Annotated in this window: 18 protein-coding genes; 2 read left to right on the top strand and 16 right to left on the bottom strand. The window is 64.5% G+C overall.

Annotation, left to right across the window (positions count from 1 at the left end; genetic code table 11):
- Positions 1-41: 41 nt before the first annotated feature.
- The 12 genes from K0F86_RS05660 to gspG all read right to left on the bottom strand — a co-directional run bounded on the left by K0F86_RS05660 (position 42) and on the right by gspG (position 10,330).
- Positions 42-524, bottom strand: a complete 483-nt coding sequence (locus tag K0F86_RS05660; RefSeq protein WP_219133400.1) for an FxDxF family PEP-CTERM protein — start codon at positions 522-524, stop codon at positions 42-44.
- A gap of 226 nt (positions 525-750) precedes the next feature.
- A complete protein-coding gene (locus K0F86_RS05655) occupies positions 751-1,425 on the bottom strand; it encodes a type II secretion system protein (RefSeq protein WP_219133399.1) in 675 nt (224 codons plus the stop codon).
- A gap of 5 nt (positions 1,426-1,430) precedes the next feature.
- A complete protein-coding gene (locus K0F86_RS05650; RefSeq protein ID WP_219133398.1) occupies positions 1,431-1,823 on the bottom strand; it encodes a type II secretion system protein in 393 nt (130 codons plus the stop codon).
- A gap of 3 nt (positions 1,824-1,826) precedes the next feature.
- Entirely contained in the window at positions 1,827-2,309 is a 483-nt protein-coding gene (locus tag K0F86_RS05645; protein ID WP_219133397.1) for a type II secretion system protein, read from the bottom strand.
- Positions 2,306-4,324, bottom strand: a complete 2,019-nt coding sequence (locus K0F86_RS05640) for a secretin N-terminal domain-containing protein (RefSeq protein ID WP_219133496.1) — start codon at positions 4,322-4,324, stop codon at positions 2,306-2,308. Before K0F86_RS05640 ends, K0F86_RS05645 begins: the two co-directional genes overlap by 4 nt.
- Positions 4,324-4,845 carry a hypothetical protein gene (locus K0F86_RS05635; protein ID WP_219133396.1) on the bottom strand — a complete coding sequence of 174 codons (522 nt, stop codon included), beginning with the start codon at positions 4,843-4,845 and terminating at the stop codon, positions 4,324-4,326. The genes K0F86_RS05640 and K0F86_RS05635 overlap by 1 nt, the downstream gene beginning before the upstream one ends.
- Complete coding sequence (locus K0F86_RS05630) at positions 4,842-5,405, bottom strand: DUF3352 domain-containing protein (protein ID WP_219133395.1); 564 nt, start codon at positions 5,403-5,405, stop codon at positions 4,842-4,844. The genes K0F86_RS05635 and K0F86_RS05630 overlap by 4 nt, the downstream gene beginning before the upstream one ends.
- Positions 5,402-5,950 carry a hypothetical protein gene (locus K0F86_RS05625; protein WP_219133394.1) on the bottom strand — a complete coding sequence of 183 codons (549 nt, stop codon included), beginning with the start codon at positions 5,948-5,950 and terminating at the stop codon, positions 5,402-5,404. The genes K0F86_RS05630 and K0F86_RS05625 overlap by 4 nt, the downstream gene beginning before the upstream one ends.
- Positions 5,947-6,759: a hypothetical protein gene (locus K0F86_RS05620; RefSeq protein ID WP_219133393.1), complete on the bottom strand. Its 813-nt coding sequence runs from the start codon at positions 6,757-6,759 to the stop codon at positions 5,947-5,949. The genes K0F86_RS05625 and K0F86_RS05620 overlap by 4 nt, the downstream gene beginning before the upstream one ends.
- Positions 6,760-6,778: 19 nt before the next feature.
- The gene (locus tag K0F86_RS05615) at positions 6,779-8,482 is read right to left on the bottom strand and encodes a GspE/PulE family protein (RefSeq protein ID WP_219133494.1); all 1,704 of its coding nucleotides are present in this window, start codon (positions 8,480-8,482) and stop codon (positions 6,779-6,781) included.
- Positions 8,482-9,687: a type II secretion system F family protein gene (locus K0F86_RS05610; RefSeq protein ID WP_219133392.1), complete on the bottom strand. Its 1,206-nt coding sequence runs from the start codon at positions 9,685-9,687 to the stop codon at positions 8,482-8,484. The genes K0F86_RS05615 and K0F86_RS05610 overlap by 1 nt, the downstream gene beginning before the upstream one ends.
- A 199-nt stretch (positions 9,688-9,886) precedes the next feature.
- Positions 9,887-10,330: a type II secretion system major pseudopilin GspG gene (gene gspG, locus K0F86_RS05605; protein ID WP_219133391.1), complete on the bottom strand. Its 444-nt coding sequence runs from the start codon at positions 10,328-10,330 to the stop codon at positions 9,887-9,889.
- Positions 10,331-10,597: 267 nt separating this feature from the next.
- Between gspG and K0F86_RS05600 the strand changes: the two genes are divergently transcribed.
- Positions 10,598-10,957 (top strand): protease inhibitor I9 family protein, encoded by a 360-nt coding sequence (locus K0F86_RS05600; RefSeq protein WP_219133389.1) that lies wholly within the window; start codon positions 10,598-10,600, stop codon positions 10,955-10,957.
- A gap of 29 nt (positions 10,958-10,986) precedes the next feature.
- Here the strand turns inward: K0F86_RS05600 and K0F86_RS05595 are convergent, their stop codons facing one another.
- Positions 10,987-11,625: an NF038129 family PEP-CTERM protein gene (locus tag K0F86_RS05595; RefSeq protein WP_219133387.1), complete on the bottom strand. Its 639-nt coding sequence runs from the start codon at positions 11,623-11,625 to the stop codon at positions 10,987-10,989.
- 10 nt (positions 11,626-11,635) lie between these two features.
- The gene (locus K0F86_RS05590; protein ID WP_219133385.1) at positions 11,636-14,659 is read right to left on the bottom strand and encodes an ExeM/NucH family extracellular endonuclease; all 3,024 of its coding nucleotides are present in this window, start codon (positions 14,657-14,659) and stop codon (positions 11,636-11,638) included.
- Positions 14,660-15,202: 543 nt separating this feature from the next.
- On the opposite strand from K0F86_RS05590, the gene K0F86_RS05585 reads away from it, so the two are divergent.
- The gene (locus K0F86_RS05585; RefSeq protein WP_219133383.1) at positions 15,203-15,853 is read left to right on the top strand and encodes a PEP-CTERM sorting domain-containing protein; all 651 of its coding nucleotides are present in this window, start codon (positions 15,203-15,205) and stop codon (positions 15,851-15,853) included.
- 6 nt (positions 15,854-15,859) lie between these two features.
- Here K0F86_RS05585 and K0F86_RS05580 read toward each other — a convergent pair whose 3' ends face one another.
- Together K0F86_RS05580 and K0F86_RS05575 are read right to left on the bottom strand one after the other, a co-directional pair.
- Positions 15,860-16,864: a TIGR03790 family protein gene (locus tag K0F86_RS05580; RefSeq protein ID WP_306823181.1), complete on the bottom strand. Its 1,005-nt coding sequence runs from the start codon at positions 16,862-16,864 to the stop codon at positions 15,860-15,862.
- 184 nt (positions 16,865-17,048) lie between these two features.
- Positions 17,049-18,467, bottom strand: a complete 1,419-nt coding sequence (locus tag K0F86_RS05575; RefSeq protein ID WP_219133381.1) for a mannose-1-phosphate guanylyltransferase/mannose-6-phosphate isomerase — start codon at positions 18,465-18,467, stop codon at positions 17,049-17,051.
- Between the last annotated feature and the right edge of the window lie 194 nt (positions 18,468-18,661).

Here is an 18,661-nt window from a genome sequence, read left to right as displayed (position 1 = left end):
GGCGGGCGGGTTTGGCGATACGACAAGACAGCGTGACGTGATCAGGCTGCTTTTTTTGCGGCACGGCGACGCGCCATGAAGCCCAACAGGCCCAGACCGCCCAGCAGCATGCCATAGGTTGCTGGTTCAGGCACGGCGCTGACGCTGTACGTCCCCGAGTAATTACCGCCAGCCAAGGCGTTACCGTACAGTTGCAGCTTGAACGGACCGACACCGGTGTATTCCACGCCAAAGAAGCGCAGGCTGCCAATCGATAATGATTCACCCAGCTTCCCGTTCAAATTCGATTTCAGCGCATTAAACGAAAGTTGCTGGCCGGTAATCGACAAGCCGATGTTGTACTTGCCAGCGCCCAAGCCGTTGAGGAAGATTTCATCCAGGCCGCCGGACAGAATGCCATTGCCGACGACGGCGTTGAAGGCATGCGCGCTGCCATCAGCACTAACATTAATGACTTGGTCACCTGCAGAAGCACTGAACGACGCCGCAGCCAGAATACCGGCAGCGATAAATTTCAATCTCATAGTTTATCCCTTAAAAAGTAATTTATGCCTGCGATGCGCAGGCCAGCAAAAGCTTTAGTACTGAAAGTACTGAACAGAATGGTAGCATAAATACATCTAATTACTTGCAAATATTTTATCTAAGTTTCGTCTGAGATAACCGTTTACGGAGTGAACTATTTGCCTGTATCGAGCACTTTCCATAGGTAAATAGTTCCGCACGCATCGTCCCGCTGCCAGCCGCCCGCTATCGGGGCACTGGTACCGCGGCTTCGTCGGCTGGCAGCTCGGCCGGAGCCTGAATCTGGGGCGCTTCTGGCGGCGCGTCTTCTTGCTGCGCAGAAATAGTTTGGGGGAATAACGATGACGGCGGTGCGGCGGCACCGCCTGGTGATGGTGCGGCCGATTCATTTGCCAGACCGGCTTCCCCAGCCTGCGCCGCCGGCTGGAGCGCTTGTGCGTCGACCATGAAATGCCATTCCGACAGCCGCGCCTTGCCGTCGAAACCGGCAAACCGGGCCTCGAAGTTCCCTACTTTCAACGCTGCGGCAGGCGACAGGCTATGCACGCCGATGATGCCATTGCCGCCGGGCTGGTACAGCAAGCCCCACTCGGCACGCCCCGTGATCGGGTCGACATACAGCTTGCGCAGATGGCGGCGCAGCTGCGGCACGCGGGGGTCGCGCAGCAAGGCGGAAAGCGTCGGCGGCTGTTGCGGCTGCCCCGGGGGCGTGGCGGCGGCATAACTGCGCAGGGCATCGGAAAACTGCGCGCCGATGTCGAGCAGCTCCTGCTCGGCCGCCTGGCGCTGCAGCAGGGAACCCATCTTCAGGCCGGCGGCGCCCACCAAGCCCAGGATGGCCACCAGGATGATCAGCCCAAGGTAGGTGAAGCCGCGCTGGCGGTGCGCACGAGCATGCATCGCAGCTACCAGTCGGCAAACGGCGTACCGTTGCGGTCCTTGCCAGGCGCGCCGCTCTTGACGTCATACACCTGGCCCGGCGTATCGTCGGGCGGCGCCACGATCAGCCATGTCGATTCGCTCTCCGTGATGGGGTCGATGGGCATGGCGCGCAGGTATTTCTTGTCCACCAGTTGCTCCAGGGTATCGGGATAGCGGCCCGTATCGCCGTGGTACTGGTCGATGGTGATGCGCAGATTGCGCAAGTTGTCGGCCAGCACGGTTTCCTTGGCCTTGTCCAGGCTGGGAAAATAGCGCGGCACGGCCAGGGTCAGCAGCAGCGCCACGATGCCCAGCACCACCAGCAGTTCGATCAGGGTAAAGCCGCGCGCGCGCGCAGCATGGTTATCGGCAGCCATGGTTCACCATAAACGGTAAGGTACGTTGTTCAGGCCGGTCTTATTGGAAGTCGAGTACACATCGTACACGTCGTCGCCCTCGCGCGGCTCGGTCGCCTCGCTGGCGTAGCTGCGCCGGCCCCACGTCTGCGCATCGCTGAGGCTGGCATCGGCATTGAACGGGTCGCGCGGCACGCGGCGCAGGAAGAACAGCTTGCTGCGTTTCGGGTTGCGCTGGTCCGGCACGCCCTCAACCAGCACTTCCAGGCTTTTCGGGTAGCCGCTGGCGTCGGGTGCGCGCAGGATGCGCCCTTCGTCGCCGGCGCGTTTGTAGGCGTCGAGCCCCTGGCGGATCTCGCGCAGCGCGCGCCGCAAGTCCTGCTCCTGGCGCCGCTGCATGGCCACCTGCGTGACGGGCACCACCAGCGTGGCCAGCACGCCCAGGATGGCCAGGGTCACCAGCAGTTCGATCAGCGTAAAACCGCCGTGCGCGCGCGCCAGTCTCATTTGGCGACAGGCACCGGCTGGCTCGACGAGAACGGCAAGGGCGCCGCCTGCAACGGCACGGGCTGGCCGGCCGATATCGGCAAAGGCGACGCGGCCGGCTCGGGCGACGGCGCCACTTCCGGCGCGGGCACGCTCTGCGGCAAGGTCGATGGCACCTGGCCCGGCGTCATCATCGGCTGCGCCGGCGCCGGCTGCATGCCGACGGCGGACGGGCCGGAATGCACGCTCACCGTGCCCGGCATCTGCGTGGGCGCCTTGGCCGCCATGTCGGGACGGCGGCGAAAGCTGCCTTCCGTGCCGGCCGAGAATTCCGACTCCCGCGCTTCCGGACGCTGTACCGTGCGCACCAGGCGGGGCGTGATCGACAGCACGATTTCCGTCTTCTGGCTGTCGTCCTTGCTGCTGCCGAACAGCCGTCCCAGCACCGGGATATCTCCCAGGCCCGGCACCTTGTTGCCCGAGCTGCGCTCTTCGTTGTTGATCAGGCCCGCCAGCACCTGGTTTTCGCCATCTTTCAATTGCAGCATGGTCGACGCCTGGCGCGTGCCGATCTGGTACAGGGTCGAGCCGCTGCGGGTGATGGTGGCCGCGCCCAGGTTGCTCACTTCGAGCGAAATGCGGATGCCCACCTCGTTATTCAGGTAGATGGTCGGCTCGGCGTTCACCGTCAGGCCCACGTCCAGGTAGCTGACGGATTCGGAAGCGAAGCCGCCCGTGCCGGGCGAAATGGTGGTGGTCACCACGGGCACCCTGTCACCGATGACGAACTTCGCCTTTTCCCGGTTGCGCACGCGGATGCGCGGATTGGCCAGGATGTTCGCATCGCCGTCCTTCTTGTTGATGTTGGCTGTCACGGACAGGTCGCTCACGCCGATGCTGCGCTGGTTCAAGTTATTCAGGTCATTGATGGTCAGGCCCATCCCGCCCGAGGTGGAGAGCGGCGTCAGGGTCAGGCCCGTTGGCCAGGCCACGCCCAGTTCCAGCAGGCGGCTGCGCTTGACTTCGAGGATTTCCAGCTCCAGCACCACTTCCGCCTCGGGCACGTCCTGCAGCGCGATCAGGCGCTCGGCCAGACGGATCGCCTCGGGCGTGTCGCGCACGATGACGAGGTTGAGTTTTTCATCGGCCACCACGTCGCGCGTCTTCAAAATCGTCTTGAGCGTGTTGGCCACCTGTTTGGCGTCCGCATTGGCCAGGAAGAAGGTCTTCACCAGCACTTCCTGGTACTCCTTCAATTTCGCCGCCACGTTCGGGTAGATCAGGATCGTGTTCGCATCCATCACCTGCTGCTCCAGCTGGTTCGTCACCAGCAGGAAGTAGATGGCCGATTCCACCGTGCTGTTTTTCAGGAAGATCGAGGTTTTCGCGTCCGCCTTGACGTCCTTGTCGAAGACGAAATTGAGACCCGAGCGGCGCGCAATCAGTTCGAACACCTGTTTTAACGGCGCGTCGCGGAACTCGATGGTGATCGGCTGCTTGTACGATTTGGCCAGGCCCGATTCGACGATAGGCGGCGCCGTCTTTTCATCGACTTCGCGCAGCAGCGCGCGCGCGCCCGCATGGTTCGGCTGCTCCGTCAGGATGGCGTTCAGGCGCTGGCGCGCCGGGTCGTATTGTTTTGCCTCCAACGCCGCGCGTGCATCGGCCAGCAATTTCTCCTGGCGCTGCGCGCGTTCGAGCGCGCGCAAGCCGCTGTTGGCGCGCTCGTTCTGCGCATCGATTTCCAGCACGCCCAGAAAGCCCGCGCGCGCCAGGTCGCCCTGCCCCGCCTGCGCCTGGCGCTCGGCCTGCTGCAAGCGGGTGCTGGTGGCCCGTTCGCGCGCCTGCAGATACGCGCTGCGGTATTGCGCGTTGCCGGGGTCTTGCTGCAGCGCTTCCTGCAGCTTTTGCAGGCCGGCCGGGATGTGATTCTGCGCAAGCAGCTCGCGCCCGTCGCGGTAGGCCTGCTGCCCGGCGCAGCCGGACAGCAGCACCAGCAGCGCCAGCAACGGCGCCGATGAAAAGGAACGAGACATCACTCGAGTACTCCAATGTTGAGCTGCTGAAGCTGGTTCAACGGCAGATAGGTGAGCGTCATGACGGGCGGCGCGATCGTCACGACCTTGTAGGTGCCATCGATGACGGTATGGGCGCGCACGATATACGTCTTGTCGGCGCGCGACAAAAACACTTCCCAGGCGCCGTCGGCGGCCGCCTTGCCCAGGTAGACGAAAGGCAGCGGTGGCGCCATCGGCGGCGGGGGCGGCGGTGGGGCGACGGCTACCACCTTCGGCGGCGGCCGATTCCAGTTCTGGCTCTGGAAGACGCCATCGGCGCCGCCAAAGGTGTCGCCCTCCTCGCCCGCCACCTCGCTGCGCGGCAGCAGTGCCAGGATGGCTGGCTGCGCGACGGCAGGCCTGGCAGCGCGCTGGCGCGCGGGCGCGACGGCCCGCTCGACCGCCTCGGCCACCTCGGACACGGGCTGGCGCTCGCCGAACAGCAGCAAGGCGCCCGCGCCCAGCAAGCCGGCCAGCATGAGCCAGTGGCGCGGCGTCATGGTGCCTCTCCCGCGCTGTCAGTCAAATAAAAGGTCAGGCGCAGGCGCGCTTCGAGTTGCGTATCGGCGATCTGCTCGCGGCGAAAACTCAGTTCGTCGAGCGAGGCGAACGGCATGGCGCGCAGCGCCTGCAGCGCGAACTGCCACACGGCCGCATAACTGCCCTTCAGCGGCAAGGTCACCTGGTATGTGGCGACCCTGCCGGCCTTGTCGTAGCCGCTCTTGTATTCGCCCTGCGCCAGCAGCAAGCCGTTTTTCGCGGCCAGGTCGAACAGCTGCTTGACTTGCTGCTCGACGTGGCGCTGCTGGCCCAGCGTCGCATGGAAGCGCGCCAGGTTCTCGCTGGCCGTCGCCGGCGGCGCCACGATGGCGACGGCCAGCGCTGGCTGCGGCATGGTTCTCGCTTCCAGCCGCGCCGCCACGGCGCGCTGCTGCCAGGCCCAGGCCCAGGCGGCCACGCCCAGCATGAGCAAGGCCACGGCCAGGCAGGCAGGCGCGCCCGCGCGGCGCAGCAGCAGTTGCGCGCGCAGGCGCAGCATCGCGAGGTCGATAACCATCATGGCGTGCCCCAGCGCGCTTCGAGCTGGAAGCGCAAAGGCTGGTTCGGATCGAGCGCGTTGATTTCATGGCGCAGCAGCTGCACGCGCACGCCGAACAGTTCCTGCCGCTTCAATTGCGCGATGTAGGCCACCATGGCGTCGCTGCTGGTGGTTTCGGCCGTGATCTTCAGCACGCGCTTGCGCGCATCCGGTTCCAGCGCCAGCAGCGCGATGCCCGGCGGCGTGGCGCTGATCAGCGCATCCTGCAGGTCTCGCCACGGCAGGTTCAGTTGCAGGATGGCCGCATTCACGGCCGCCGCCTGCGCCGGCGCAATCGGTACGATCGCCACGGGTGCCGGCCCCTGCGTGGCTTGCGCCACGCGCTGCTGCGCGCGCTGCCATTGCGCAGCGCTGGCCTGCTGGCGCTGCCGAGCGGCGCTGCCGGCCCACGCCGCCGTGACGATCAAGGCCACGCCCAGCGCGCCCACGCACCACGCCCAGGCGGGCACGCGCTGCAGGCTGCGGCGCCAGCCTGGTGGCGCGAAATCGATATCGAGGCGCGTCATGCCAGGCCTCCGCTGCGGGCCAGGCGGGCGGCCGGCGACAGGGTACCTTCCCCATCCGGCGTGGAAAAAACCTGGCAGTGGAACGCTTCCGCCTGCGCCAGCCAGGCGGGCGGTGGCGCGCCGCACAGCTGCAGCAGCGCCGGTGCGGGCACGCCTTGCAGCAGCGCTTCGCGCGCCAGCGTCTGCTCCAGCCAGTCGCGGCCTGCATCCTGCGGCACGGGCAGCGCGCGCACGGCGCGCAGGCCTCCATCATGACGCACGCCCAGGGTCAAGGTGTTCTCCTGCAACTGGCCAAACCAGGCGCCCGGTTTCAGCGCGCCGTGCCAGCGGTTCCAGTGGCGCGCGAATTGCGGCGTAATAAAGATCAGGGCCAGCTTGCGTTCGGCCGCCACGCGCGTCAGCTGCGCCAGCAGCGCGCGCGGCACGGCGCAGAAAAACGGTGCGCGCGCATCCCAGGCACTGCTGCTGTGCCACAGGCCGGGCGCATCGCCATACAGCGACTGGAAGCGCAGCGCGGCGGCCGCCTCGATGTCGGCCAGGCGCGCGGCGCCCTGCGGCATGTCCACTTGCCACAGGCGCGCCAGCGCGTCGTCGAGCACCACGGCCAGGGGCCAGCCAGCGTATTGCCCCGCCGGCAGAATCTGCTCCAGCGCCTGGCCCAGGGCGGCAAAGTCGCCATGCAGGCCCAGACCGGCGTGCGGCACATACGCGGCTTCGCCCAGCAGGGTCCAGGCGGGCGCGCGCCAGCGGCTGCCGCGCCACAGGCTCATGTGGCCCGCCGCCACGCCCAGGCGCAATGCTTGTCCCAATCTCAACTTCGCGAAACTTCTACGCATGCAGGGTGACCCTCTTGATTTCCGTGATGGTGGTGGCGCCCCGCTTGACCAGTTCCAGCGCCGCCAGACGCAGGCTGCGCGTGCCATTCGCATACGCGGCCGCCTTGATCTGGCGGATCGGTTTTTTATCGACGATGAGTTCGCGGATTTCATCGGTCAGCACGAGGATTTCGGCGATCGAGCGGCGTCCCTTGTAGCCCGTGCCGCGGCAGTCGCCGCAACCCTTGCCCTGCTTGAATTGATACTGCGCCACGTCGGCGCGCGCCAGGCCCACGCTGGCCAGTTCACTGTCATCGGGCGTGTAGTCGGTGGCGCAATGGGGGCAGTTGGTGCGGATCAGACGCTGTGCCCAGATGCCGTTCAGGGCCGAGACGAACGCATACGGGTCGATGCCCATGTGGGTAAAACGGCCGAACACGTCAAACACATTATTCGCATGCACGGTGGTGAGCACCAGGTGACCGGTAAGCGCCGACTGCACGGCGATTTCCGCCGTCTCGCGGTCGCGGATCTCGCCCACCATGATTTTATCGGGGTCGTGGCGCAGGATCGAGCGCAAACCCCTGGCAAAGGTCAGCCCCTTCTTTTCATTCACGGGTATCTGCAAAATGCCGGGCAGCTGGTATTCGACGGGGTCTTCGATGGTGATGATCTTTTCGCGCCCGTTGTGGATTTCCGTCAGCGCCGCATATAAAGTCGTGGTCTTGCCCGACCCCGTGGGGCCGGTGACGAGCAACATGCCGTAGGCTTCCTGCGCCAGCGCGCGCAACGCTTCGAGCGATTGGGCGTCAAAGCCCAGCGCTTCGAGGGTCAGCGCGCCATAGGCCTCGATCATGGCGCGCTTGTCGAGGATGCGGATGACGGCATCCTCGCCATGAATGCTGGGCATGATGGAGACGCGCAAGTCGATTTCGCGCCCGCCCGATTCGACGCGGAAGCTGCCGTCCTGCGGCACGCGGCGTTCGGCGATATCGAGTTCGGCCAGCACCTTCAGGCGCGAGATGATGTGTTCGGCCACTTCGATGCCGTTGACGGCCGTGGCGTGATCGAGCACGCCGTCGATCCGGTACTTGACGGCCAGGCCGCCGGCCGTGCTTTCCAAGTGGATGTCCGAGGCGCCCGCCTTCAGCGCATCGTACAAGGTCGAGTTGACCAGCTTGACGGCGGGGCTGGCCGCTTCCGAGACGCTGGCGAATGACAGCACGGCGGCCATCTTGCCGTCGCGCCGCGCGTCCGAGGCGGCACCGGGCAGCAGGCTGTCGACGGCGCGCGCCGATTCTTCCTGCTTCGACAGGTAGGCGCCGATGTCGGCCTGCAGCGCCAGGCGCACAGTCAAGCTGGCCTGTCCCGCGCGCGCACTGAGCCAGGTTTGCAGGTCGAGATCGAACGGGTCGGCAATCACGCCCAGCAGCTGACCATCATCGGCGCGCAGCAGCACGCTGTGGCGCGCCAAGGCCTGCGACAGCGGCAGCAGGTCGAAGGCAGGGACGTATGCCAGCATGTCGGCCGTTTCCAGCACGGCCAGACCGAACGGGCGCGCCAGTGCGCGCACCACGGCGCGCGCGTCGATGCCGCTCAAGTGCCGCAATTCTTCGACCAGGCTGCGCTTCGATTGCCGGCACAGGGCGCGCGCGCGCTGCAGCAGCGCGGCGTCGATGATCACGCCGGGCGCGCCGGGTTCGGGACTGGTGTGCATCATGAAATATCGCCGGCAAGGTCAAAGATGGGCATGTACAGCAGGATCACGATGGCGCCCACGATCAGGCCGATGGCGGCCATCAGCAGCGGCTCGAAGGTGCGTGTGAAGCGGTCGATCCAGCGGCTGATTTCACCGTCGTAAAAGGCCGCCGACTGCGTCAGCATGGGGCCCATGTCGCCCGTGCGCTCGCCCACGCGCAGCATGCGCAGGGAAATCGGCGTCGTCAGTTGATGCTGCTCAAACGCGGACGACAGGGGCTGGCCCGCCTCGATGGCGCCGCGCGCGCCCTGCAGGGACGCCTGCATGCGCGGCGAGACCATCGCCTGCACGGTGGAAATTGCCTGCACGATGGTGATGCCGCCTTCTGCCAGCATGCCCAGGGTCAGGTACAGGCGCGACAGTTCATAGATGCGCACGCGCTCGCCGATGCCGGGCAGTGTCGCCAGCAGGCGCGCCACGCCGCCGTGGCGCAGCAGGTGCCGCACGGCCGTAAATACAACGCTGCCGACCAGCGCCAGGCCGAGCAACAGCAGCAGGCCGTGTTCGGTGACGAACTGGCCCCAGCTGAGCATGACTTGCGACATCCACGGCAGGTTGCGCCCCGCGCCCTGGTAAACCTCGGCAAAGCGCGGCACGACATAGCTGATCAGAAAGGCGCTGACGCCGCCGCCCACGGCCAGCAGGATGGCCGGATAGATGGCGGCGCTGACGATTTTACTGCGCACCGTATCGATGCGCTGCTGGTAGTCGATGTAGCGCGACAGCGCGCGCGGCAAGTCGCTGGTGCCTTCGGCCGCCTTGACGATGCCGATGTACAAAGGGGGGAACAGTTCGGCCTGCTCTGCCAGCACGGCGGAAAAACGCTTGCCTTCTCGCAAGCCTTCCAGCAGACGCGTGAGCACGCTGCGCGTGGCGGGCGCGGCTTCCTTTTCCAGCAAGGCTTCCAGCGCTTCGACGATGCCCAGGCCCGCATTGAGCAGCGCCAGCAATTCCTGGCTGAACAGCAGCAAGGGCAGCGCCCGCGCGCGCTGGCGCCCGGCCGCGCTGAACGGCGTGGCGCGCAGCGGACGGATGGCGCTGACGAACAGTCCCCGCGCCTCGGCCTGGCGGCGCGCGTCCGCTTCGTCGCGGCCGTCGATTACGCACGTCGTCAGGGTAGCAACGGCCTGGTCCGTGGAAAGCGCGCGCACTTCAAACTGCATGATGGCGTGGCCGTGACGAAGGAGTGGGCGCGCTGGTCTTAGAGCCTATGCCAGTAGGGAGCGTCTTCTGCTGGCAGTTCATCAGGAGCGCGGACAAGGCGTGAGGAGGACGCGTGGCGAGCCACGCGACGACGATCAACGCAGTCCCCGCTTCTGAGGGGCGCCAGCAGGGGATGTATTCATCTACTGGGATAGGCTCTTATTGCGAGCTGATGTCGGCATTCTCGCCGCTGCCGCCCGGCTGGCCATCCTTGCCCATCGATACGATGTCATATTCGCCCTTGCTGCCGGGTGCGCGGTATTGATAGGCATGGCCCCATGGGTCGAGCGGCACGGCCTTTTTCAGGTAGGGGCCATTCCAGCGCGTGCCGGCGGCCGGCGGCGCCACCAGCAGCGCGGCCAGGCCTTCTTCCGTGCTCGGGTAGCGCCCCACGTCGAGGCGGTAAGTATCGAGCGATTTTTCAAACGCCTCAATCTGCGCCTTGGCCACCGTCACTTCGGATTTGCCCAGCTGGGCGAAATATTTGGGGCCGACATAGGCCGCCAGCAAGCCGATGATCACGATGACGACCAGCAATTCGAGCAAGGTAAAGCCGCGCGCATGGCGCGTTGCCGCAAAGTTCTGCCTGTGTGCTGCATGCATCCGGTAACTCCTTCTTGCCTACCTTCAATACATTGCCGCCATGTGCGCCGCTGGTGGCTGCGCACAGACGGCGCGCGCCTGCCTGATGCCTAGCAGGCTACCATGCCGCTTATGGTTAATACAATCTTTTATTTGTACTGAAAACAACAAAAACCCTGGGGAAACCATCGCGTTTGCACTAACGCAAATCGCGTGCCACCGGACCTGGCGCGGGCGTACAATCGGCGCATGAGCGGCCCTGCCGCCGCCATCTGCCGAAGGAATTGCATGTCTACAATCCGCTTGAGCCTTGCCCTCCTGGCCGCCGCCAGCGTGCTGCCAGCGGGCGTATCGGCGGCGCAGCGCCAACCGTATATTGTGCAACTGTGTGTGCAATTGACCCCGCTGCCCGACGCGGCGCAGCGGGAAGCCCAACGGGAAGCGGGACGGCGCACCGTGCTGGCGCTGGTACCCGACGCCACGGTGCAATACCAATATACGGCCGCGCTGAACGGCTTTGCCGCCCTGCTGACGCCAGCCGAGGTCAAGCGCCTGCGCGCCAGCCCCCTCGTCGCGCGCGTCTCGCCCAGCACCGAAGAGCATGTCAATGACAGGGGCGCGCGCAGCGTGCCCGATGCGCAGCGCTGAAGCCTGGCCCGGGCCGGCAGAGCCGGTGCTTACGCCACTGGCAGGCGCTGGCGGCGGCGCAAGGCAAAGCCGATCAGCGCCAGGCCGCCCGTCAGCATCATCCATTCCGACGCCTCCGGCACGGCCGATATCGACGCGATGCTGGCATAGGTGCTGCCGGCGATGCTGGCGGGCAAGCCGCCATTGACCGGCGTCAGTTCGAATTGCAGCAAGTTGCCATTCGCGTTGCCCAAGTAGGACATGCCGGTGTAGTCGAGCATGCCCACGCCAAACGTCGTGCCCGCGTTGCCGGCCGTGTTCAGGAAGTCGCCGCCGAAGACCACGTTGAATGCGAACTTGCCGCCCAGGGTCACGTTGTGAAACCAGTCGTTGTAGGCGCCACTATTGCCGAAGGTTAAGGTGCCCGGCACGCTGCCGCTGACATTGCCTTCCTGCGACGCCAGCGCGCCGAACGCGCCCGAGAAGTTGCTCAAGGTGGCACTGGCGCCCGGTGCGGAGCTGTTGCCGGCGATAAAGGCAAAGTCGAGGAAGCCGGCGCCCGAGAACTGGCGCGTGTCGATTTCCACGTGGTAACTGAGCGTGTCCGCCAGCGCCAGGCTGGAGCTGCCAGCAAGCAAGGCGGCCAGCACGGCGCGGCGCAAGGTACGGTGGAGTGTCGTTGTCAACATGATGGTGTCCTCAGAAGTTGCCGGCGTAGATGCTGGCGGAATAATGGATCGTCACTTTCGACGGATTGCTGAAGCTGACGGCAACCGAAGCCGTCGCGCCCGGCGCCAGGCTGGCCCCGTTCACCGTGATGTAGGACGCGCCCGCATGGCTGCCCGTGGCGTTGCTCAGGCTGATGCCGGCCGGCAAGCCGCCAAACACCACCTGAAACGGGCCGCTGATGGCCGCCGTGCCCGTGTTGGTGAACGAGAACGTGCCCGTGTACTTTTGCGTCGCGCGGTTGAACGTCAGGCCCGAACTGGCTTGCGCCACGGCGGCCGTGATGTCGCGGTAGCCGGGCTGCAAGTCCAGGCTGACGACGACGGGGTCGTGGTCCGAGGCGCGGTACGGCAGGGCGTTGTACAAGTCTTGCGGCTTGGCCGCATCGATGTTGTAGTCGATCACTTCCGGCTCGTCGGCATTGACATGCCACTCGGCAACACCGACCACTTGCGGGCTCAGTGCGGCGCTGGCCAGCGCATGGTCGAGGTAGCCGCTCTGGCCGCCAAACACATACGAATACGGCATGCCGGATGGGCGCACGAAACGCTCGAGTTCATTCACGAAGCCGGCGCCCGTGATGACCTGGATCGGGTCTTCCGCGCCATACGAGTTCAAGTCACCAATGACGAGCACGTCCGCGTCGCCGGCGGCGGCTGCCACTTGCGGCACGAAACTGCCCACCAGCCGCTGCGCCTGCTGCACGCGCGTGGCGTTCCAGCAACTCTGGCTATCGTTCTGGTCCGCGTCCAGCCCGCCGGACGGGCAGCTGCCCTTCGATTTCAAGTGATTGACGATCAGCGAGAATTTCTCGCCATTGCCGGCGCGGAAGGTTTGCGCCATCGGCGGACGGTTGTTGATGGCGTTGGCGTCCGACAAGGCGCCGCCCACCAGGCCCAGCCTGGCCGGCTTGTAGATCATCGCCACGCGGATGGCGTCCGTGCCGGTCGCGGCCGGCTTCGGCACCACGGCGTAGGTGACGCCGCCGATGGCAGCGTTGAGCTGCTCGACCAGATAGGTGACGGCCGTTTCGCCATTGTTCTGGATTTCCATCAAGCCCACCACGTCCGCATCGATGGCTTTCAGTTCGGCGACAATCTTGTCGCGCTGGCGCACGAATTCCGCCAGGTTGTCGGCACCGCGGCAATTGCTCTTGCTGGTCGACGTGCCCAGGGTACAGCCCTGCCCCGTCTGGCCAAACACGTTGCTGCCATTCGTAAAGGTCGTGAAGAAATTGAGCACATTCGCGCTGGCCACCTTGACGTTGCCTGCCGCCAATTCCGGCGCGCCGCCGCGCGGGTTGTCACGCGAAAACTGCGGCGCTTGCGTCGGCTGCAGTTTGTACGCGGCGCCGCCACCGCCGATGGCGCCAAAGTCGACCACGCCCGTCAGGTCGGCGACCGTATCGCCGCTGCGCACGGTCCCATCCTGGCCGATATACGGTATCGTCGGCGGGGTAACGAAGATGCCATCATCGAGCACGATCAGGTTGTTCGCATTGGCCGCGATCAAGGCTTGCGCTTCGGCGGAGCCGGCAGGGTAACGGTTGGTCGGCACTTCGCGCCGTCCGGCCGACAGGGTCAATTCGCCGCGCGCGCCCAGGTAGGCGTTCTGCGACACGGTCAACGGTTGCGTGAAGCGCACCAGCATGCCTTCCACGGCCGCCAGGTTGTCGTTGGGCAAGGTCACATTCGTCGGCACGACGGCGTGGCCCGCGCTTTGCGTGAGGATGGCCGTCACGTCTTTCAATTCCGTGTAGGAATTTTTTGCGCCCGTGGGCGTGTATTCAAACACCGTGCCCGTCACGCGCACCAGTTCGCCTGGCTGCACCGTGGTGCCGGTATTGCCCGTGTAGACAAAGATGCCGTCCGACGTCGATGGGTCGCCGTCGCCGGCCGCATCCTGGATGAAGAAGCCGGTGCCCACTTTCAGTGTCACCACGCCTTCGCTTGTCTGCACGGAATTGGCGTACGGGCTGGCCGCGCCGCTGCCCTGAATTTGCGGAATCGTGTGGCTGATGACCGCCAGGCCCTGCACGGCCACGTCCACCTTGCACGAGGCTGTCTGCTGCTGGTCGTTGCTGAAACTGACGATGACGGGATAATTGCCCACCGGCACGCCAGCAGCCACCAGCAGGCTCACGCTGGCGCTTTCGCCAGGCACGCCGGCAGCGCTGAAACTGGCCAGGCTGATGCCAGCCACGGCGGGCGAACTCAAGATCGCGGCATTCACGACGCCATCGACATCGGAAGCGCGCAGCACGGCGTTGCCGCCATTGCCCACGGCCAAGGCCAGGCTGGCGGGGCAGCTGGTGATGATCTGGTGCACCACGGGGCCGCCGCAGGCATGGCGCGGCGAGGCCGTATTGCGCGGCGTCACGCTGCCGCTGGTGAAGTCCAAGCCATTGTCGTCCGTATCGCTGCAGCCGCCGTTCGCGCGCGCAATCGACAGGGTGTTCGATGGTGCGGGCGCCACATTGCCCTCGAAACCGTTGGCCGTGCCGAAGCCGACCAGGTCGATGACGGCTGCGCCCGTCGGGTTGACCACCGTTTGCGCCGTCTTGCTATTGCTCAACAACACCTTGCCCGCCGTGCCCGACATGGCCAGGCTGCCCGCGGCATCGGGCGTGGGCAAGTCCTGCGTGCCGCCCGCGCCCTTGGCTTGTTGCACCAGCAAATACTGGCCCGCTTGCAAATCGATAGCCGGCAAGGCCGTCACTGCCCAGCTGCTGCCGGTGGCGGAAGCATATTGCACGCTCCAGTTGCTCAGGTTCACGGGACTGGCGCCACGGTTGAACAATTCAATGAAATCGTTGCGGTACAGCGCCCCCGTATTGCCGCCACCACCATACACCTGGCTGATGACGATATCGGAAGCGGCCAGTGCCGGCATGCCCAGCGACGACAGCAAGCCCGCCATGAGGGACAGGCGCCACGGCGCGGCGCGCAGGGACCGCCCGGCTGATGCAGGGTGAGCCGGAGTGTAAGTATTTTTCATGAAAATTCCTGGTGGAAATTTAAAGTTCCGGTCTGCCAATACAAGCAGGCGGCGCTGAATTTCAGGCAACAACATTAGCCAACTAAATAGTCTTTTTACTATCAGATGATAGTAATATTCAAGCGTGACCGCTTGATGACAAAAGTTGACTGGAATGCATGCACTTTGCACGTACAGGAATGCCAAGCTGGACTATCACACAATATTTTGTTGCATAAAAGTATGCATAAATGTATGAATTGATAATAAAAATAAACTATGGGAAATTGCGTAGAGTGCAAGTATGCTACCATTTGCTTGCGCTAGATAAACATCTGGCGGCAAACAGACTCTCAGTTGCCGCCAGCAGCCACGGCAACGGGCAAACAGCAGGGATAGGAAAGATTGATCATGAGAAAAAATAGTTACCCTTCATACTCAACACTGTTGCTTGCAGGATCTCTGCTGCTGCCTCTGCTGCCGGCCCAGGCGAATACCTACGCTGGTTATTATGTCAATCCGCAAGCCGTGCCGCCTGGCAAAAAACCGAATTGCTCGCAGTCCATGCAAGATGGAAACACGAAAGAAGCGCAGGGCCAGGGCGCATCCGGCGTCAGCATGGAAGGCGTGAGCAGCCCGTGCAGCCTGTCCAATGGCGATATCAATTACGATGAATTCAAGAATGATGGCGTCGGTCCCGGCGCGGTCAGCAGCATCGGTGACGATGCCGCCTATCACCGCAGCCTGCCCAGCGACGATGCCAAGACCGGCGTAAAACGCTTGCCATCGGATGCGCTGGAGTTCAGCAGCGTGAGCAGCCGTCCGCTCGCTTCCATACTTGGCGCCTTGACCAGCACGGGCACGGACAGTTTCAATGCGGCATCAACGTTGCAGCCATTCGCGCCGGCTGGCCTGGTCGGCTGGCCTGCGGCGAGTGCTGGCGGCACCGAACGCCTGGCAGCTGCCAGCTTCGTCAGCCCCGACGCCACTGGCGGCGCTTCCGGCGACCCTGGCGTGTTTGGCACCAATCCGACCGTCGCGAGCGTAACGCCGCCCGTCGTGACGCCTCCGGTGGTGACACCTCCGGTAGTGACGCCACCGGTGGTGACGCCGGTCGATCCGAATATCCCGGCCATCCCGGAAGCGTCCACCTGGGCCATGCTGCTGGCCGGACTGGCCCTCGTCAGCCTGGCGCTGCGCCGCCGCAGCAGCTAATACCTGTCAGCGTCGGTATGGCGTACTCAACGGTTCGCCGATGAAGATACCCTGCGCCGGCCAGGCCACGCTCTTCCAGTAAGCCTCGATCGCCGTATCGCCGGACAGATAGCGCTGCAGCAGCACCGTCGGTTGCGGAAACTTCTGCCAGTAATTACACGGTTCGCTAACGCTGCCATAACTGGCCGTGGCGCCCGCCTCGAGCCAGCGCAAGCTGCTCATCTGCCCCGTTCCCAACAAGTCGCCGCCATACGACGTCAAATGATCGGCCAGCGCGCCCGCTGCAAACTTGAGCGTGTCGAGCTTGGCCACGCGCGCCATGCCCGTCTGGTAGACCATGATGTCCGTTGCGCCGTCGAGCTCGTCGGCGCGCAGGCGCTTGATGTTCAGTTTTTTTGTCGGCAAACGTCCTGCCGGCGGGAAAAACGGCGCACGGCTGTTGCGCGCCGTTTCACCGGTCGTCAAATAATACGCATTCGCTTCCTGCAGGCGAAAACCGGCGCTGACGCCACGCTCGATCAGCTCGCGCGCCTGCGCCACCGATTCGGTGGGCAACAGCATGCTCAGGCGCATCTTGTATTGCGCATACGGCAGGCCGTGCGCGGCATTGAAATAGGGACTGGGCTGGCCCGCGCCGCAGCTGCGTGCACACAGTCCCGCATCGATGCCCAAGGTGTAGGCGGAAGTGATGGAATTGCATTCGACGGCGTACGGCGCCGTCCAGACCATCAGCACGGCCTGGATTTCAGGGCTGAGCTGGCTGTCGATCTGCTTTTTCAGAGTAGCGAACTCGACGGCGCTGAGCTTGTGCGGACGATTGGCGATGCGCACGTGAACGATATTGGCAGCCGGTATATTGCGCGCCTGCCGATAATAGTCGGCGATGGCCACGCTATTGGGCTCATCGTCGTTGACCACCAGCGCCAGCTGCCCGGCCGATAGCGCCGGCGACATGGCGGGGGCGACAAACTGGGCGCGGGCGTCGGCCTGCACCAGGACGCTGGCGAGCAAGGGTAAGAGCAGGTATTTCAAAGCGGAGAGACTGGCCTGTACTGGTCGAAGGGGCAAGAAACGCTTGCGGCATGTTACTAATCTACCTTGAAAGACTTTGCTTTACCAAGCGATATTGCCGGAAAATGCCGCTCGATGAAGACCTCCGAACGCCAGAACCGTTGTCCTGGCGCTGCATGCGTGCCTAGACGCGTTTGTAGACATCTTCGTAGCGCACGATATCGTCTTCGCCCAGGTAGCTGCCGGACTGCACTTCGATCAGGTGCAGCGGCAGGCGGCCGGGATTTTCCAGGCGATGCGTCATGCCGATAGGAATGTAGGTCGACTGGTTTTCACTCAGCAACTTGACTTCATCGCCGCACGTCACCTGCGCCGTGCCGCTGACGACGATCCAGTGTTCGGCGCGGTGATGATGCATCTGCAGGGACAGCTTGCCGCCAGGATTGACCGTAATGCGCTTGACCTGGAAACGGTCGCCCAGGTCGATGCCTTCGTAGCAACCCCATGGGCGATACACCTTGGTGTGCTGCAAATGCTCGGTACGGCCCGTGCTTTGCAAGTGGGAAACCACTTGCTTGACGCGCTGTACCTGGTCCTTGTGCACCACCAGCACGGCGTCCGCCGTTTCCACCACGACCACGTCCTGCACGCCGATCAGCGCCACGATGCGGCTTTCGGCGCGCACCAGCGAATTGCTCACGTCGTCCAGGTACACATCGCCGCGCACGGCATTGCCGGCTGCATCGCGCGGCAAGACCTCGCGCAGCGCGGACCAGGAGCCCACGTCGCTCCAGCCGATATCGGCCGGCACGACCACGGCGCGGCTCGTGTGTTCCATCACGGCATAATCGATGGAGTCGGCGGGACAGGCGGCGAACTCCTTCTCGCTCAGGCGGCAGAAATCGAGGTCGCGGTAAGCCAGGCGCACTGCCGCTTCGGTGGCGCTGGCCATGGCGGGCTGGAATTGCGTCAATTCCTGCAAATAGCTGGCGGCGCTGAAGAGAAACATGCCGCTGTTCCAGAAGTAGTCGCCGCTGGCAACAAAACCGGCCGCGGTCGGCGCATCGGGTTTTTCCACGAAACGGTCGATCTGGTAGCACGCTTCGCTGCCCGCGATGGCTGCGCCGCGACGGATGTAGCCATAACCTGTTTCCGGCGCCGTCGGCACGATGCCGAAGGTGGCCAGCGCGCCTTGCGAGGCGGCCTGGAGCGCATTGTCGATGGCCGCATGAAAGGCCGCCCGGTCTTCAATGACGTGATCGGCAGGCAACACCAGCATGATGGCTTGCGGGTCGAGCGCTTGCAAATACCAGGCGGCGGCGGCGACGGCCGGCGCCGTGTTGCGGCCCACCGATTCGAGCATGATGGCCAACGGTTCGATGGCGATATCGCGCATCTGCTCGGCCACCAGGAAACGGTGCTCGTCGCCACAGATCAGCAGCGGTGCCATCATCTCCGGCCAGCCAGCCAGGCGCAGCGCCGTTTCCTGCAGCATGGTTTTGTCGGATACCAGCGGCAACAGCTGCTTGGGCAGCGCTGCGCGCGACAGGGGCCAGAGGCGGCTGCCGGCGCCGCCGGACAGGATGACGGGATAAATCTTCATGGTGGACGTCCTCTATTTATTTCAATAATGCAAGTTCAACGGGGCTGCGGCGCTTGCTGCGCCGGTCGCGCGCGTTCGACCATTGATCGGTCAGGCATTCGGACACGTGTTTCATGTCTCCGTTGCGGTCGACACTGTATTCCTTGAAGACGATAACTTCTTCCAGAGCAATGTTCTGCAGCACGCGCGTATAT

The organism is Janthinobacterium sp. UMAB-60 (assembly GCF_900095235.1).
Taxonomy (GTDB): Bacteria; Pseudomonadota; Gammaproteobacteria; order Burkholderiales; family Burkholderiaceae_D; genus Janthinobacterium.
The sequence above is the reverse complement of the archived record's forward strand: the minus strand, read 5'-3'. Positions and strand labels throughout refer to the sequence as shown.

Coding starts and splice junctions, on each gene's coding strand:
- K0F86_RS05660 (WP_219133400.1), bottom strand. CDS start 524: ATGAGATTGAAATTTATCGCTGCCGGTATTCTGGCTGCGGCGTCGTTC.
- K0F86_RS05655 (WP_219133399.1), bottom strand. CDS start 1,425: ATGCATGCTCGTGCGCACCGCCAGCGCGGCTTCACCTACCTTGGGCTG.
- K0F86_RS05650 (WP_219133398.1), bottom strand. CDS start 1,823: ATGGCTGCCGATAACCATGCTGCGCGCGCGCGCGGCTTTACCCTGATC.
- K0F86_RS05645 (WP_219133397.1), bottom strand. CDS start 2,309: ATGAGACTGGCGCGCGCGCACGGCGGTTTTACGCTGATCGAACTGCTG.
- K0F86_RS05640 (WP_219133496.1), bottom strand. CDS start 4,324: ATGTCTCGTTCCTTTTCATCGGCGCCGTTGCTGGCGCTGCTGGTGCTG.
- K0F86_RS05635 (WP_219133396.1), bottom strand. CDS start 4,845: ATGACGCCGCGCCACTGGCTCATGCTGGCCGGCTTGCTGGGCGCGGGC.
- K0F86_RS05630 (WP_219133395.1), bottom strand. CDS start 5,405: ATGATGGTTATCGACCTCGCGATGCTGCGCCTGCGCGCGCAACTGCTG.
- K0F86_RS05625 (WP_219133394.1), bottom strand. CDS start 5,950: ATGACGCGCCTCGATATCGATTTCGCGCCACCAGGCTGGCGCCGCAGC.
- K0F86_RS05615 (WP_219133494.1), bottom strand. CDS start 8,482: ATGCACACCAGTCCCGAACCCGGCGCGCCCGGCGTGATCATCGACGCC.
- K0F86_RS05610 (WP_219133392.1), bottom strand. CDS start 9,687: ATGCAGTTTGAAGTGCGCGCGCTTTCCACGGACCAGGCCGTTGCTACC.
- gspG (WP_219133391.1), bottom strand. CDS start 10,330: ATGCATGCAGCACACAGGCAGAACTTTGCGGCAACGCGCCATGCGCGC.
- K0F86_RS05600 (WP_219133389.1), top strand. CDS start 10,598: ATGTCTACAATCCGCTTGAGCCTTGCCCTCCTGGCCGCCGCCAGCGTG.
- K0F86_RS05595 (WP_219133387.1), bottom strand. CDS start 11,625: ATGTTGACAACGACACTCCACCGTACCTTGCGCCGCGCCGTGCTGGCC.
- K0F86_RS05590 (WP_219133385.1), bottom strand. CDS start 14,659: ATGAAAAATACTTACACTCCGGCTCACCCTGCATCAGCCGGGCGGTCC.
- K0F86_RS05585 (WP_219133383.1), top strand. CDS start 15,203: ATGCAAGATGGAAACACGAAAGAAGCGCAGGGCCAGGGCGCATCCGGC.
- K0F86_RS05575 (WP_219133381.1), bottom strand. CDS start 18,467: ATGAAGATTTATCCCGTCATCCTGTCCGGCGGCGCCGGCAGCCGCCTC.